General features: G+C 69.5%; 15 protein-coding genes. 6 read left to right on the forward strand and 9 right to left on the reverse strand.

The genetic code is table 11. The features are described from left to right. Positions 1-470: enoyl-CoA hydratase-related protein (locus tag ACESMY_RS20860; protein WP_372786553.1), on the forward strand; the 470-nt coding region annotated here is incomplete at its 5' end. On the opposite strand, the gene ACESMY_RS20865 is transcribed toward ACESMY_RS20860, so the two are convergent. Next, positions 471-947 carry a glutathione peroxidase gene (locus ACESMY_RS20865; RefSeq protein ID WP_372786554.1) on the reverse strand — a complete coding sequence of 159 codons (477 nt, stop codon included), beginning with the start codon at positions 945-947 and terminating at the stop codon, positions 471-473. It lies immediately after the preceding gene. Positions 948-991: 44 nt separating this feature from the next. Beyond that, positions 992-1,909: a Gfo/Idh/MocA family protein gene (locus tag ACESMY_RS20870; protein WP_372786555.1), complete on the reverse strand. Its 918-nt coding sequence runs from the start codon at positions 1,907-1,909 to the stop codon at positions 992-994. A gap of 117 nt (positions 1,910-2,026) precedes the next feature. On the opposite strand from ACESMY_RS20870, the gene ACESMY_RS20875 reads away from it, so the two are divergent. Both ACESMY_RS20875 and ACESMY_RS20880 read left to right on the forward strand, forming a co-directional pair. Beyond that, the gene (locus ACESMY_RS20875; protein WP_372786556.1) at positions 2,027-3,028 is read left to right on the forward strand and encodes an NADP-dependent oxidoreductase; all 1,002 of its coding nucleotides are present in this window, start codon (positions 2,027-2,029) and stop codon (positions 3,026-3,028) included. Positions 3,029-3,093: 65 nt separating this feature from the next. Next, the gene (locus ACESMY_RS20880; protein ID WP_372786557.1) at positions 3,094-3,990 is read left to right on the forward strand and encodes a cobalamin biosynthesis protein CbiG; all 897 of its coding nucleotides are present in this window, start codon (positions 3,094-3,096) and stop codon (positions 3,988-3,990) included. Here the strand turns inward: ACESMY_RS20880 and ACESMY_RS20885 are convergent. Further along, complete coding sequence (locus ACESMY_RS20885) at positions 3,987-5,360, reverse strand: MATE family efflux transporter (RefSeq protein WP_372786558.1); 1,374 nt, start codon at positions 5,358-5,360, stop codon at positions 3,987-3,989. The genes ACESMY_RS20880 and ACESMY_RS20885 overlap by 4 nt on opposite strands. Before the next feature lie 167 nt (positions 5,361-5,527). Between ACESMY_RS20885 and ACESMY_RS20890 the strand changes: the two genes are divergently transcribed. Next, positions 5,528-6,013, forward strand: coding sequence for a DUF4188 domain-containing protein (locus ACESMY_RS20890; protein ID WP_372786559.1), 486 nt, complete (start codon positions 5,528-5,530; stop codon positions 6,011-6,013). Here ACESMY_RS20890 and ACESMY_RS20895 read toward each other — a convergent pair. The 6 genes from ACESMY_RS20895 to glmU all read right to left on the reverse strand — a co-directional run bounded on the left by ACESMY_RS20895 (position 6,010) and on the right by glmU (position 12,583). Continuing rightward, positions 6,010-6,483, reverse strand: coding sequence for a GNAT family N-acetyltransferase (locus ACESMY_RS20895; RefSeq protein WP_372786560.1), 474 nt, complete (start codon positions 6,481-6,483; stop codon positions 6,010-6,012). The two genes, ACESMY_RS20890 and ACESMY_RS20895, sit on opposite strands and share 4 nt — an antisense overlap. 9 nt (positions 6,484-6,492) lie before the next feature. Further along, entirely contained in the window at positions 6,493-7,878 is a 1,386-nt protein-coding gene (locus tag ACESMY_RS20900; protein WP_372786561.1) for a class II 3-deoxy-7-phosphoheptulonate synthase, read from the reverse strand. A 63-nt stretch (positions 7,879-7,941) separates the two neighbouring features. Then, a complete protein-coding gene (locus ACESMY_RS20905; RefSeq protein WP_372786562.1) occupies positions 7,942-9,144 on the reverse strand; it encodes an O-antigen ligase family protein in 1,203 nt (400 codons plus the stop codon). Further along, complete coding sequence (gene gor, locus ACESMY_RS20910; protein ID WP_372786563.1) at positions 9,141-10,520, reverse strand: glutathione-disulfide reductase; 1,380 nt, start codon at positions 10,518-10,520, stop codon at positions 9,141-9,143. Before gor ends, ACESMY_RS20905 begins: the two co-directional genes overlap by 4 nt. 18 nt (positions 10,521-10,538) lie before the next feature. Continuing rightward, a complete protein-coding gene (rpiA, locus tag ACESMY_RS20915) occupies positions 10,539-11,225 on the reverse strand; it encodes a ribose-5-phosphate isomerase RpiA (protein ID WP_372786564.1) in 687 nt (228 codons plus the stop codon). Further along, positions 11,222-12,583: a bifunctional UDP-N-acetylglucosamine diphosphorylase/glucosamine-1-phosphate N-acetyltransferase GlmU gene (glmU, locus tag ACESMY_RS20920; protein ID WP_372786565.1), complete on the reverse strand. Its 1,362-nt coding sequence runs from the start codon at positions 12,581-12,583 to the stop codon at positions 11,222-11,224. Before glmU ends, rpiA begins: the two co-directional genes overlap by 4 nt. Before the next feature lie 107 nt (positions 12,584-12,690). Between glmU and ACESMY_RS20925 the strand changes: the two genes are divergently transcribed. Further along, on the forward strand, positions 12,691-14,961 hold the full coding sequence (locus tag ACESMY_RS20925) for a transferrin receptor-like dimerization domain-containing protein (RefSeq protein ID WP_372786566.1): 2,271 nt from the start codon (positions 12,691-12,693) through the stop codon (positions 14,959-14,961). Beyond that, a complete protein-coding gene (gene gph, locus ACESMY_RS20930) occupies positions 14,951-15,670 on the forward strand; it encodes a phosphoglycolate phosphatase (RefSeq protein ID WP_372786567.1) in 720 nt (239 codons plus the stop codon). The genes ACESMY_RS20925 and gph overlap by 11 nt, the downstream gene beginning before the upstream one ends. Positions 15,671-15,693 lie beyond the last annotated feature (23 nt).

The raw sequence follows: 15,693 nt of genomic DNA on the forward strand, positions 1-15,693 counted from the left end.
GCTACTGCATCTACGCCGGCTGGATGCTGGCGGCGGCCATGGACGTGATCTTCGCCGCCGAGGACGCCGAGTTCCTGGCCGGCATGGTCGAATATATGTCGATCCCCTGGGACATCGGCATCCGGCGCGCCAAGGAGCTGATCTTCGAGAGCCGCTTCATCCCGGCGGCCGAAGCCGCCCAATACGGTCTGGTGAACCGGGTGCTGCCCAAGGCGGATCTGGAGCGCGAAACCTTCGCCTGGGCCGCGCGCGTGGCGCAGAACAGCCCCGAGGTCCTGCGGATAGGCAAGATCCAGATGAACAAGGCCCAGGACGCCCAGGGCTTCAGCCAGGCCGTGGAGGACTCGCTCGGCGACTATGTCGCGATGATGAACCAGCCCGGCGTCGACCTGCGCATGGAGGGGGAGAACCGGCTGCTGGCGGTCGACCTGGCGGTGCGCGGCAAGCGCGGCCAGCGGGCGGGCGCCTAGCTAGAGCGCCTTTTCGATCGCGCCGGTGATTTCCGGGGCCTCGGGCTCGGTGCGCGGTCCAAAGGCCTGCAGGGCCTCGCCGTGCTTGCCGATCAGGATCTTGTGGAAATTCCACACCGGAACGGCGGGCTCGCCCAGCTGGCTCTCAGCCCACTTGTAGAAGGGGTGCGCGCCCTCGCCCTTGACGTCGACCTTGGAGGTCAGCGGAAAGTCGACGTTGAAGCGGGTCTCGCAGAAATCCTTGATCTCGGCTTCGGTCCCCGGCTCCTGGCCGGCGAACTGGTTGCAGGGCACGCCCAGCACGATCAGGCCCTTGTCCCGGTAGTCCGAGTAGAGCTTTTCCAGCCCGTCGTACTGCGGCGTCAGTCCGCAGGCGGAGGCGGTGTTCACCACCAGCACGACCTTGTCCTTGAAGCTGGTCAGCGGCAGCGCCGCGCCTTCGATGGTCTTGAACTCGTAGTCATAGGCGCTGCTCATGGGGTCGCTCCGGAAACTGTCGGCAGACGCTAGCGCCTTCATTCCTATTCCGCGAGCGCCTGCTCGATGGCCAGCGCCAGGTCGAGCGCGCGGATCGCCTCGTCGGCGGTGACGATCGGTCGGGGCGCCTCGCCGCGCACTGCCTTCAGGAAGCCCTCGACGCTGGCGCCCAGGGGATCGCGTCCCGCCGGCGTGTCGGCGAACTCGGCGTTCAGGGCGAACGGCGTGGTGTTGCGGAAGGTCCTGGCCATGAAGTCGATCTCGACCTCGCCGGAGGGATAGACCACCCGCATCGTCCGTTTGCGCTCGGGCGCCTGGCGCGAGACGTCGAAGATCGCCGTGAAGCCGTCCTCGAAACTGACCTCGGCGCGGGCCAGGTCCCAAACGCCGTCGTCGCTCAGCCGCCCCTCGCCTTCCGCGGTCAAGGGGTCGGCCGCGGAGATCGCCAGCGCCAGGTCGATATCGTGGACCATCAGATCGAGCACGGCGGAGACGTCACGGCTGCGGTCGGACGGCGGCCCGTGGCGCAGCGCCTCCAGCAACAGCGGCTGTTCGGGCACGTCCAGCAGCCCCATGGCCCGGAACACCACGCGCTCCTGATGCCCGCAGGCGACCGTCAGGCCCTTGGCGGCGGCCGCGGCGCGGACCTTCTCGCCGTCGGCGACGCTCGTGGCGATGGGCTTCTCGATATAGACCGGCTTGCCGGCCGCCAGGGCGGCGAGCGCGTGTTCCGCGTGGAAGGTCGCGGGCGAGGCCACGGTGACGACATCCACGGCCTCGAGGAATTCCGCCATGTCCGTGAAACCCCGCCCGCCCAGCGGCATTGCGACCTGCGCGGCGCGGTCGGGATGGGTGTCGAGGACGGCGGAAAGGACGCTTCCGGGCAGGGTCGCGTACTGGCGCGCATGATAGCCGCCGAACACGCCCGCGCCGATGACGCCACCCCGCAGGGACTCAGCCATGGAAAGCTCCGAATAGGGTCCGCCGCCTATCAGGTCATCGCCCTCGACGCCACCCGCTCGCCTAAGCTAAACAAGTGTTTGAACGGGCCCGCACGAGCCCGAAGGAGCTGAAGCGCCATGACCACCGTCCGCGAAATCCGCCTGAAGAGCCGCCCCTCCGGCCTGCCCACCGCCGGCAACTTCGAAATGGCCAGCGTCGAGCTGCCCGCGCCGGCCGCCGGCGAGGTGCAGGTCAAGAACCTCTGGATGACGGTCGACCCCTACATGCGCGGCCGCATGAACGACGTGAAGAGCTACGCCCCGCCCTTCCAGCTGGGCAAGGCGCTGGACGGCGGGGCGATCGGCGAGGTGACCGTGTCCAACGATCCGGCGCTGAAGGCCGGCGACCTCGTGCAGTCGGGCTTCGGCTGGCGCGAGGGGTTCAACGCACCCGCCGCGGCGCTGCAGAAGCTCGACCCGCGCGGCCTGCCCGTATCGGCCTTCCTGGGCGCCGCCGGCATGCCCGGACTGACCGCCTATGCGGGCCTTTTGAAGATCGCCGCCCTGAAGGACGGCGACGTGGTGTTCGTCTCCGGCGCGGCCGGCGCGGTGGGCTCGATGGTCTGCCAGATCGCCAAGGCCAGGGGCCACGTCGTCATCGGCTCGGCCGGCGGTGCGGACAAGGTCGCCTACCTGAAGGAGATCGGGGTCGACCACGTGATCGACTACAAGGCCGAGACGGATCTGAACGCCGCGCTGGCGGCCGCGGCGCCCGGCGGCATCGACGTCTATTTCGACAATGTCGGCGGCGATCACCTGGAGGCGGCGCTGAACAACGCCAAGCTCTTCGCCCGCTTCGCGATCTGCGGGATGATCTCGATCTACAACGCCACCAAGCCCGAGCCGGGCCCTTCGAACCTCGCCCAGCTGATAGGACGCAACATCCGCATGGAAGGCTTCATCGTCTCCCATCATTTCGGGATGATGCCGCAGTACATAGCCGACCTGTCGAAATGGGTGGCCGAGGGCAAGGTGACCTGGAAGGAGACGGTCTTCGAAGGGATCGAGAAGGCGCCGGACGCCTTCATCGGCCTCTTCAAGGGCGAGAACCTCGGCAAGATGCTGGTGAAACTGGGCTGAGCCCTGCCATTGGCGCGTCACGGTCTAGGGTCTAGAACCGCTCGTCCACCGAACCGGAGCCTGCCGTGCCGCGCCTCTTCAGCGCCTATGTGATTGTCGACTGGAGCGCGGCCTCCAAGCCCACCACCGGGGCGGACTCCGTCTGGATCGGCGTGCTGAAGCGCGACGTGCGCTTCCGCCTGGCCTTCGAGGCGTTCAACGAAGCCACGCGGACGACGGCGGAGGCGCGGCTCAACACGATACTCGGCGACCTCAAGAAGCGTTCCGAGCGCGCCCTGGTGGGCTTCGACTTCCCGCTGGGCTTCCCGCGCGGGTTCGCCGAGGTGCTGAAGCTGAAGGGCGAACCCTGGCGCGCGGCCTGGGACGAGCTCGGCAAGCGGGTTGTCGACAAGCCCACCAACGTCAACAACCGCTTCAATGTGGCCGCGCAGCTCAACCGGCTCCTGACGGGCGAGGCCTTCCCCTTCTGGGGCGCGCCGCCCAAGGACGTGCAGACCACCCTGACCGCCACCAAGCTGCGGTCGCACGGCCCGGACGACCTGCCCGAGCTTCGCCATGCCGAGCTCGCGGCCAAGGGCGCGTCCCCGATCTGGAAGACCTATTACAACGGCTCCGTCGGCGGCCAGGCGATCATGGGCATCCCGGTCGCGCGCCGCCTGAAGATCGCGCGCGGCGAGGCGGCGAAGGTCTGGCCGTTCGAGACCGGCTTCAAGTCCCTGACGGAAGCCGACCTGGCCGGCGTCGACGTGGTGTTGGCCGAAGTCTATCCGTCGCTGGTCAAGCCGCTGGGCGCGGTGGGCGAGATCAAGGACCTGATGCAGGTGCGCACGCTCGCGGAACACTTCGCCCGGCTGGACGAGGCCAACAAGCTGGGCGCGCTCTTCGGTCCGCCGAAGGGTACGGCGGCGGACGTCGTGCTCGACGCCGAGCGTGAAGAAGGCTGGATTCTGGGCGCGGGCTAGCCCCTGCGGCTGAGCATCCAGAATCGCGCCAGCAACAGGCCGCCCGAGACGAAGCTGGCGATCACGATCGCCCAGACCATGCCGATGATCCCCATGTGCCGGGGGATCGCCAGCCACCAGGCAAGCGGCATCATGACCACGATATAGCTGGTCAGGTGGGTGATGGTCGGCATCCAGACGTCGCCGCGCGCCCGAAGCGCCTGGGCGGTCACCACCTGCAGGGAGTCCGGGAAGTACATCAGGGCGGAGAGCGCCAGCGCCGGGATCGCCATGACCAGCGTCAGCCGGTTCTCCGTATAGGCGCTGGCGATCAGGGCGGCGTTCGGCCAGACGGCGAACGAGACCAGCAGGCCGAAGACGCCGGTGACGCCAAAGGCGACCAGGCCCGCGCGGATCACACCCACAGGATCGCGCGCGCCATAGGCCCGGCCGACCCGCACGGCCGCGCCCGTCGACAATCCGAGGGGGACCATGAAGACGATGGCCGCGACGTTGAGCACGATCGTCCAGGCCGCGACCGCCAGGCCGCCGATCCAGCCGGCGATGATGTTCATGCTGGCGAAGGCGGCGACCTCGAAGAAGTTGGACGCGCCGGCTCCAAAGCCGATCCGCCGCTGCTCGGCCTCCGCCGAGCGGTTGCGCTCGGGCTTGTCGAAGACGCCGAGCGCGCGGGCTTCGGGCATCAGCGCGATGTAGCCCAGCATGGCGAAGGCCAGGAAGGTCCGCGCGCCGGTGGTGGCCCAGGCGCCGCCCATGGCGCCCAGCGCCGGAAGGCCGAAGGTCCCGGGCACCAGCAGGAGGTCGAAGCCCAGGTTGATGGCGTTGGCGATCCACATGGCCCAGGCGCCGGGACCGGGCCGCGACAGGCCCTCCATCCAGAAGCTGGCGCTGACGCTCAGCGCATAGCCGGGCAGCGACAGGCAGAAGACCAGCAGGACCCGGCTCGCCCCGTCCGCCAGGCTCTTCTCCAGGCCGATGGCGTGCAGGAACACCGGCCCGCCGATCGCCAGGACACCCGCCGAGATCGCGCCGATCCACAGGCTGTAGACGAGCCCTCGGCGCAGCACGGCGCCGGTCTCGTGCCGCCGCCCCTCGCCGATCGCCCGCGCGGTCATCACCTGGACGCCGGAGAGCAAGCCGATCGCCATGGTCACCACCACGCTGGTCGGGGCCCAGCCGAGGGCGTGGTAGCCGAGCTGGGTCGCCGAATAGCGCCCGACCACGATGGCGTCCGACAGGCCCATGGCCATGATGCCCAGGCGTGAGATCACCACCGGCCAGGAGAGCTTCAGGAGCGCGGCCAGTTCGGTGCGGACAGGACGGGGACGCCCTCCCGCGACGGAGGACGCCTGGGCCGGATGAGGGTCCATGACGGTGGCGCCTAGTTTTCAAAGAGGGGCGGACACTGGCGCAGGCGGCCCGCGCGGGCAAGCTAAGCTTCAGCCGTCCTTCGCGACTGACATGCGGCGTGACGCGGAAGGCACATCCGGATCACGGCGTTCGCCGTATATTGTCATGGACCCTGGGGAGGCGCCGAATGGCCAAGATCGTCGAGCGACGCATCTGCGCGGAGATGGACGGCGGCTTCGTCGTCTTCCTGATCGGGATGCGGGTGAACAAGCCCTGGAAATTCTGGAAGTGGCTGCCGGTGGCGGCCGCCATGCCGAGGATGCTGATCGAGCTGGGCAAGCAGCCCGAGCTCGGCCTGCTGCACGCTGAAAACCAGTTCAGCTTCCCGAACGTGACCGTGACCCAATACTGGAAGAGCTTTGAGGCGCTGGAGGCCTACGCCAAGGCGCGCGACAAGGCCCACCTGCCCGCCTGGCAGGCCTTCAACAAGGCGATCTCGTCGAACGGCGACGTCGGCATCTGGCGCGAGACCTACGTCATCGAGCCCGGCAAGTACGAGAACATCTACAACAACATGCCGCCCTACGGCCTGGGCGCCATCGGCCGGATCGTCGACGCCGTCGGCGCCCGCCAGGCGGCCCGCCAACGGGTGAAGGGCAAGGTCGCGGCCTAGGGACGCTCGCCCCCGAGGATCTTGCTCATATCGAGCCGGATCGCCCCGTCGCCGACATCCTCTTCGCCGTCGATCGCGTAGCCGAGCCTCAGGTAGAGCGTCACGTTCTCGGTGAACCGCTTGTTCGTGTAGAGGCGGATGCGTCGATAGCCGAGCGAGCGCGCCAGGCCGTCGGCATGAGCCATCAGCTTCGACCCCAGGCCCCGTCCCTGGAAACCCGGCGACACGGCGACGTTCTCGATGAGCAGCTGATCGCCCTCGTCGATCGTCTCGATCAGGGCGACCAGGACGCCGTCAAGGTAGAGCAGGTCAAACCGGTGGTCGCGAACCGCCGCGTCGTAGTCGGCGCCCATGGGCCTGGGTTCGCGGCCGATCACCGGGACCCATTTGGCGTAGGCCTCGCGGGTCAGGCGGCGAATGGCGGCGGCGTCCGCCGGGCCGGCCTGCCGAAGCTCCATGGTTTCCGGCATGAGCAGCCGTCAGGCCCCGCCCGCCGCGGCCTTCGCTGCATCGATCCGGTCGTCCTTCAGCTTCTCGGCCACCAGGAAGGCCAGCTCCAGCGCCTGTTCGCCGTTGAGGCGCGGGTCGCAGTGGGTGTGGTAGCGGTCGGCGAGGTCGCCCTCGCTGACTTCGCGGGCCCCGCCGGTGCATTCGGTGACGTTCTGGCCGGTCATCTCCAGGTGCACGCCGCCCGGATGCACGCCCTCGGCCTTGCAGATCTCCACGAAGCTTTTGACCTCGGAGAGGATGCGGTCGAAGGGGCGGGTCTTGTAGCCATTGTTGGCGGTCAGCGTGTTGCCGTGCATCGGGTCGATGGCCCAGACCACCGACTTGCCGGCCGCCTTGGTGGCGCGCAGCAGGGCCGGCAGGCGCTTTTCGATCTTGTCGAAGCCGAAGCGGCCGTAGAGTGTCAGGCGGCCGGGCTCGTTCGCGGGGCTGAGCGCATCGGCGAGGCGCAGCAGCTCGTCGGGCTCCATCGTCGGGCCGCACTTCACCCCGATCGGGTTCTTGATCCCCTTGAAGAACTCCACGTGCGCGCCGTCCAGGTCGCGGGTGCGCTCACCGATCCACACCAGGTGGGCGGAGGTGTCGTACCACTGGCCCGAGGTGCTATCGATCCGGGTCATGGCTTCTTCGAGGTTGAGCAGCAGCGCCTCGTGGCTGGTGAAGAATTCCACCTGGTGCAGGGCCGGCTGGCTCTCGGGCGTGACACCGATCGCCTCCATGAACATCAGGGTCTCGCTGATCTTCTCGGCGACCTCGCGGTAGCGCGCGCCCTGCGGGCTGTCGGCCACGAAGCCCAGCGTCCAGCGGTGGATGTTGTGCAAGTCCGCGTAACCGCCGGTGGCGAAGGCGCGCAGCAGGTTCAGCGTCGAGGCCGACTGGCCGTAGGCCTGGATCAGGCGCTGCGGGTCCGGCGTGCGGGTCTCCGCCTCGAACTCCATGCCGTTGATGATGTCGCCGCGGTAGGACGGCAGCGTCACCCCGCCGAGGGTATCGGTGGGCGCCGAGCGGGGCTTGGCGAACTGGCCGGCCATGCGGCCCACCTTCACCACCGGCTTGCCGCCGGCGAAGGTCAGCACCACCGCCATCTGCAGGATCAGGCGGAAGGTGTCGCGGATGTTGTCGGCGTGGAACTCCTTGAAGCTCTCGGCGCAGTCGCCGCCCTGCAGCAGGAAGGCGCGGCCTTCGGAGACGTCGGCCAGCAGGCTCTTCAGGCGGCGCGCCTCGCCGGCGAACACCAGGGGGGGCATGCCGCGCAGGGTCTGCTCGACCTTGGCGAGGGCGGCTTCGTCCGGATAGTCCGTCGGCATGTGCCGGGCGGGCTTCGCGCGCCAGGACGCCGGCGTCCACTGTTCGGTCATCGCTCCAACTCCACGCCCCGGCCCCACATCCCGAGCTGAGCCGGGCGGGCGAAACCGCGCCTTTTACTCCGACAAGCGGGGCGAGGTCGATGGCTGGTGAAGGCCGGCCAGGACGACGATCAGCGCGCCCAGCGCCACCCACCAGTCCTGCCAGATGCCGAAGTTGATGAATCCGAACACCAGATAGACCGCCGCGCAGGCCGCGGCCGCGGCGACCGCCAGGTCGCCCCTGGGCCGTGAAAGCCGCAACAGGGTCACCGCCCAGAAGGCGGCCGCGGCGATCGCGCCGACGCCGCCAAGCTCCAGCCAGACCTGCAGCGAGCCGTTGTGCGGATGCAGGTCGATGCCCGGCGCGAACATCCGGCTGGCGTCCAGCCCCCAGCCCCGCAAGGGGTGCAGCCGGATCCAGTCTATGGCGTGGCTCCAGTAGCCCAGGCGCATGGCGTAGGACTGCGGGACGGCGCGCTGGAGGGCGGCGTAGTCGGTGAAATGCCGGACGGCCCAGACGACGGCCGGCGCGCCCAGCCACAGCGCCGCCGCGGCGACGGCGATCAGCTTCGGAGCGACGGAGGGCCAGCGCCAGACGGCCAGCGCGACCAGCGGCGCCACGACCAGCGCGATGACCGGCGCATCGGACCCGAAGGCCAGGGCCGCGCTCCCCGCCCCCACCACCATCACCAGGCCCATCCCAGGCCGCAGCCGGCGCGGGCCGCCCAGGACCACCAGCGGCAGGAGCGCGGTCATCACGAAGGTCGCGTGGCCGAGCTTCGCCTCGGCGATGTCCTGGCGCATCGGTGCATAGGCAACGTTGCGCAGGTGCTGGTAGAGCGCGCCGCCGGTGATCGTCTCGGCGATCAGGATCACCGCGAAGGCGGTCAGCCCCCAGGCGAGCACGGCGAGCGCAAGGCGCTGCAGACGAGGATCCGCCCGGCGCGCGCCGGAGATGAGGCTCCAGTAGAGCGGCAGCTGGGCGGCGAGCTTGAGGATCGTGTTGTTGTCCGGGCGGCTCGGATGGAACGGACTCCAGATGGTCGACACCGCCGCCCAGATCAGGGCCGCGAACAGCACGATCAGGCCGGGCCGGTCGTCGTCCTCGATCCGGATCGCCGGAAGGGTCAGGAGGCCGCCCAGGGCGACCAGGGCCGCGAAGCCCTTCGGCGCCAGCCAGGCGAAGAGCGGCGTCGCCGCGCAGACCGCGATCAGCACCCAGCCGCACCAGACGCCCAGCCGGTCCCGCGATGCGCCGCCCGCGAGGCCCGTGGTCATGCCACCTGGCCCAGGCCCATCGGCACATACTTCTCACGCATGGTCACCAGCTCCTCGGCCAGCGTCGGGTGGACCGCGCAGGTGGCGTCCCACTGGGTCTTGGTGACCCCCATCTTGATCGCGATGGCGGCCATCTGGATCATCTCCGGCGCATCGGGGCCAACCACGTGGCAGCCCAGCACGCGCTCCGTCGCGCAGTCGACGACCAGCTTCAGGAGCGAGCGCTCGTCGCCGCCGAAGGCGTATTTCATGGGCTTCAACCGGGCCAGATAGATGTCGACCTTGCCGTATTGCTTGCGCGCGTCGGCCTCGGCCAGCCCCACCGACCCGATCGGCGGCTGCGAGAAGACCGCGGAGGCCACCAGCTCGTGGTCGAACTTCGTCGGCTTGTCGTAGAACACCGTCTGGGCGAAGGCCTGGCCCTCGCGGATCGCCACGGGCGTGAGGTTGATCCGGTCGGTGACGTCGCCGACGGCCCAGATGTTCTCAACGTTGGTGCGGGAGTAGTCGTCAACGGCGACCGCGCCCTTGTCGGTCAGCTTCACGCCGGCGTTCTCCAGGCCGAGGCCTTCCACGTAGGGCTCGCGGCCGACCGCGAACATCACGACGTCGCTTTCCCGCTCATGGCCGTCGCTGAAGCGGTTCAGGAGGCCGCCCGAGGTCTTCTCGATCGCCGTATGCTGGGCGCCGAGGACCACGGTGATCCCGCGCTTCTCGAGTTCTTCCGCCACATGGCTGCGCACGTCGTCGTCGAAGCCGCGCAGCAGGTTGGGTCCGCGGTGGATAAGGGTGGTCTCGACGCCCAGGCCGTTGAAGATGCCCGCGAACTCGACCGCGATGTAGCCGCCGCCGGCGATCACGATGCGCTTGGGCAGCTGCGGCAGGTGGAAGGCCTCGTTGGAGCTGATGACGTGCTCGATCCCCGGCAGGTCGGCCGGCATCCAAGGCCGCCCGCCCGTGGCGATCAGGATCTTGTCGGCCGTGTGCGTCCCCTGGCCGGTGACCTCGACGGTGTGGGCGTCGACGATCCGCGCCTTGCCGTGCGCCAGTTCGGCGCCCGCGTTCTGCAGGTTGCGGACATAGACGCCGGAGAGCCTGGCGATCTCCTTGTCCTTCTCGGCCAGGAAGGTCGGCCAATCGAAGGACGCGCCCTCGATGGTCCAGCCATAGTCCTTGGCGGTCTTGAAATGATGCGCGAATTCCGCGGCATAGACCATGAACTTCTTCGGAACGCAGCCGCGGATGACGCAGGTGCCGCCGACGCGGTGCTCCTCGGCCACGGCGACCTTGGCGCCGGACATCGCGGCCAGCCTGGCCGCGCGCACGCCGGCCGAACCCGCGCCGATCACAAAGAGGTCGTACTCGTATTGGGCCACCAGGGCCTCCTTCGTCTTCTAGGGCTCTAGCGACGTCACGCCCGCCGCGCCGCCGATCAAGGCCTGGTCGGCCAGGTCGAGGAAAAGGCCGTGCTCCACGACCCCGGTGACGCTCTTCAGCGCGAACGCCAGCGCCGCCGGCTCCTCGATCCGCCCGCAGGCTGCGTCATAGATGAGGTTGCCGCTGTCGGTTCGCACGGGTTGGCCGTCCTTCATGCGCAGCCGCGGCGCGGCGCCGATGTCGCATTCGCTGAGCGCGTCGCAGATGCGCAGCGCCGTGATCTTGTGGCCGAACGCCACGACCTCGATCGGCAATGGGAATTTCCCGAGCATTGTCACTGGCTTGGCGGCGTCGGCTATGACGATGCAGCGGCGCGAGGCCTCCCACACCAGCTTCTCTCTCAGCAGCGCCCCGCCGGCCCCCTTGATCAGCGAGAGTCCGGGACCGATCTCGTCGGCGCCGTCGACGGTGAGGTCGATCGGCTTGGTCTCACCCAGCTCGGCGACCTTCAGGCCGAGGCTCGCCGCGAGTTCCGCCGTCGCCACCGACGTCGCCACGCAGGTCAGGTCGAGGCCGCGCGCCGCCAGCGCCTTGACGAACCAGACCGCCGTCGAGCCGGTGCCCAGGCCCACGACCATGCCGTCCTCGACCAGCGCCGCGGCGGCCTCGCCCGCCGCTCGTTTCTGAGCCTCGGCGTCGCTCACGCCTTGCCCTTCCTGGCCGCGCGCTCGGCCAGCTTGCGTTCCCGGAAGCGGGCCGCCCAGCCGGCCTTCTCCACCTGGTTCGGGCGCGCCACCGCCAGCGCGTCGGCCGCCACCGCCCGGGTGATCACCGAACCCGAGCCGGTATAGGCCCCCGGCCCGATCGTCACCGGCGCCACCAGCGAATTGTTCGACCCGATGAAGGCTCCCTCACCCACATGGGTCTCCCATTTGTCGAAGCCGTCGTAGTTGCAGAAGATCGTGCCGGCCCCGAGGTTCGCGCCGGCCCCCACCGTGCCGTCGCCCAGATAGCTCAGGTGGTTGGCCTTGGCGCCCTTGCCGACGGTGACCTTCTTCACCTCGACGAAATTGCCGATGTGGGCGTCCTCGCCGATGTCGGCGCCGGGCCGCAGGCGCGCGTAGGGGCCGACGATCGCGCCAGCCCGCACGACGGCGCCTTCCAGGTGGCTGAAGGCGCGGATGGTCACCCCGGTCTCTACCGTGACGCCCGGCGCGAAGACCACGAACTGCTCGATGGCCGCGCCGGGCGCGAGCTGAGTGTCCCAGGCGAAGTGCACGGTCTCCGGCGCAAGCATGGCCACACCCTCGGCCAGGAAGTGGGCGCGCCGGCGCTGCTGGAAGATCGCCTCGGCCTGCGAGAGCTGCATTGGCGTGTCGCAGCCCATAACCGCGCTTTCCGGGGCGATGGAGGCCTTGACCATCGCCTCGTCGGCGGCGGCCAGGGCGACGATCTCGGTGAGGTAGTATTCGCCCTTGGCGTTCTTGTTGCCGGTGCGGTCGAGCCAGCCGAACAGCCGCCCCTTCTCCGCGCAGAGCATGCCGGCGTAGCAGACCCTCACCGCCAGCTCCTCGGCGGTCGCCTCCTTCGGCTCGACGATGCGGATCACGTGGCCGTCCGCCCCGCGGATCATCCGGCCATAGAGCAGCGCGTCGTGCGGTTCGAAGCCGAGCAGCGCTAGCGCCACCTTGTCGCCTCGCAACGCGAACAGCGGATCGAGATCGTGCGGCGCGAGCAGCGGGCAGTCGCCATTGGTCACCAGCACGTCGCCTTCGAAGTCGGCCAGGGCCTCGCGGGCGGCCATCACCGCATGGCCGGTGCCGAGCGGCGGGTCCTGGACAGCGATCGCCCCCTCCCCCAGCCGGCTCGCCACCAGGTCACGGACCGTGGACGGTCCGGCGCCGACCACCACCACGATCCGCTCGCAGCCGGTGGCCTCCACGGTGTCGATCACCCGGTCCAGCAGGGTGCGGCCGCCCACCTTGTGCAGCACTTTGGGCAGCGGCGACTTCATCCGCGTGCCCTGGCCGGCGGCGAGGATTACGGCGGCGCGGGCTGTCATATTGGGCGTCCCCGGTTGCGAGTCATCGAAAGTCTGCGGGAGGCTTACCAAGCCTTGGCGCCGGGGGCGAGAACCGGCTAGCGTCCGGCGTCTTCGGGGAGCTCTTCATGAAAATGCGTACCGGCCTTGCCGCCCTTCTGTCCGCCTGCGCCATCGGCGCCGTCAGCACGGCCTGGGCCGCCACCCCACCGCCGATGGACTCAAAGGCGCTGGAGGCCAAGTTCGACGCCCAGATCGATCCGGCGGAAATGGGCGGCTGGCTGAAGCTGCTCGCCGCCGAGCCGAACCACGTGGGCTCCGTCCACGACAAGACCAACGCCGAATGGATCGCCGCCCAGCTGAAATCCTGGGGTTGGGAGTCGAAGATCGAGACCTTCGACGTCCTCTATCCCACCCCGATCAGCGTCAATCTCGAACTGGTCGGCGGGCCCGGCGCGCCGTTCAAGGCGACCCTGCAGGAGCCGCCGATCCCCGGCGATCCGGCGACCAACACCAAGGATGCGCTTCCCGCCTACGTCGCCTTCCAAGGCGACGGCGACGTCACCGCCCCGCTGGTCTACGTCAACTACGGCATGCCCGAGGACTATCTGGCGCTGGAGCGCATGGGGATCTCGGTGAAGGGCAAGATCGCCATCACCCGCTACGGCGGCGGCTGGCGCGGCCTGAAGCCCCTGCTGGCGCAGATGCATGGCGCGGTGGGCGCGATCATCTATTCCGATCCCAAGGACGACGGCTACGCGACGGACGACGTCTATCCGAAGGGCGCGGCGCGGCCGCCGCACGGCTTTCAGCGCGGCTCGGTCGCCGACATGCCGATCTATCCGGGCGATCCCCTGACGCCTGGCGTCGGCTCGACTGAGGACGCCAAGCGCCTGGATCGCAAGGACGCGGTGACCATCCTGAAGATCCCCTGCCTGCCGATCTCCTACGCCGACGCCCAGGTCCTGCTGGCCTCGCTCGACGGCCCGGTCGCGCCGGTCAACTTCCGCGGATCCCTGCCGATCACCTATCACATCGGCGGGTCGGCGGCCGGCGGCCAGGTCCACCTGGCGGTCAAGTCCGACTGGTCGCTGAAGACCCTCTATGACGTCGTCGGCACGCTGAAGGGCACGGAGGCGCCGAACGACTGGATCGTGCGCGGCAACCACCACGACGGCTGGGTGATGGGCGCATCCGACCCGCTGAGCGGCCAGGTCGCCCTACTGGCCGAGGCCAAGGCCTTCGGCGTCCTGATGAAGGGCGGCTGGAAGCCCAAGCGCACCATCGTCTACACGAGCTGGGACGGCGAGGAGCCGATGCTTCTGGGTTCGACGGAATGGGCCGAGACCCACGGCGCGGAGCTGAAGGCCAAGGGCGTCGTCTACATCAACTCCGACGGCAACGGCCGCGGCTTCTTCCGCGCAGAAGGCAGCCACGACTTCCAGCACTTCGTGAACCAGGTGGCGGCCGATGTGAAGGATCCCGAGACCGGCGTCTCGGTCGGCGAACGCGCGCGCGCGCGGTTGCAGGTCGTGGCCGCCGAGCCCGGCGCCAGCGAACAGGCCAAGGCCGCCGGCAAGGCCGTGTCGGACCCGTCCAAGGACATCCCGCTCGGTCCCTTGGGTTCCGGCTCGGACTACTCCGCCTTCCTGCAGCACCTGGGCCTGCCGTCGATCGACTTCGGCTATGGCGGCGAGGGCGAGAGCGGCGGGGTCTACCACTCGCTCTACGACGACTACGAGCATCACAGCCGCTTCGTGGATCCGGGCTTCGCCTATGACGCGGCGCTGGCCCGCACGGTGGGGCGCGCGGTCATGCGGCTGGCCGACACCGACCTGCCCGTACAGCGCTACGGCGACTTCGCCGACACCGTCTCGGGCTATCTGGACGAGGTGAAGAAGCTCGCCGACTCCCGGCGCGATGAGGCCAGGACCCAGGCGAAGCTGCTGGCCGGCAAGGCCTATGGGCTCGCCGCCGACCCGACCCATCCGCACGCCGACCCCGCGCCGCTCGCCCAGTCGCCGACGCTCGATTTCGCGGCGCTCGACGGGGCCGTGGGCAAGTTAAAGGCCAGCTCCCGGGCCTTCGACGCCGCCCTCGCCGCCAAGGGCCAGGGCCTCGCCAAGGCCCAGCGCGCGAAGCTCAACGCGGTGATCAAGCCGCTCGACCAGACGCTGCTGCGTCCGGAAGGCCTTCCCGGGCGGCCTTGGTACATGAACGTGGTCTATGCGCCCGGCCGCTTCACCGGCTACGGCGCCAAGACCCTGCCGGGCGTGCGAGAGGCGATCGAGGAGCGGCGGTTCGACGACGCCCAGAAGTATGTGGGCATCACCGCCCAGGCGCTCACCGACTATGCGGCGAACCTCGACAAGGCGACCGCGATCGTCAATGGCGGCTAGGACGAGGGCGGCCAGGCGCGGGGCGGCGCTGTCGGACGCCGTCGTCGCGTTCGACCTGGACGGCACCCTCGTCGACACCGCGCCCGACCTGGTCGGCACGCTGAACGTCATACTGGCCGAGGAAGGCCTGCGGCCGCTCGCCATGGCCCACGCCCGCGACCTCATCGGCCATGGCGCGCGGCGGCTTCTGGAGCGTGGCTTCCAGGCGGCCGGCGAGCCCCTGCCCGCCGAGCGCATGCCGGCGCTCTTCGACCGCTTCATCGCCCGCTACCTGGCCCACATCGCCGACGAGAGCCGGCCCTTCCCTGGCGTCGTGGACGCCCTGGAGGCGCTGCGGGCCGACGGCGCGCGCCTGGCCGTCTGCACCAACAAGCCGACAGGTCTCTCCAACAGCCTGCTCCGGGCGCTCGACCTCGCGCGGCTGTTCGACGCGGTCGTCGGTCCGGATGCCGCGCCGGCGGCCAAGCCCGACCCGCGCCATCTGGAGGCCGCCATCGCCGCCGCCGGCGGGACGCCAGACCGCGCGCTGATGGTCGGCGACGCCGCCACTGACGCCGGCGCCGCGCGCGCCGCGCGCGTTCCCCTGATCCTGGTCAGCTTCGGCTACACCGAGGTCCCGGCCCGCGACCTCGCCCCGGACGTCCTGATCGACCACTTCGCCGAGCTGCCGGACGCCGTCCAGCGCCTGCTGGGCGCTTGCGAGCCTTAAGCCCACGGGCTATACGCCCCATC

Origin of the sequence: Phenylobacterium sp. (assembly GCF_041691455.1) — a bacterium.
In the GTDB taxonomy this organism is placed as follows: domain Bacteria; phylum Pseudomonadota; class Alphaproteobacteria; order Caulobacterales; family Caulobacteraceae; genus Phenylobacterium.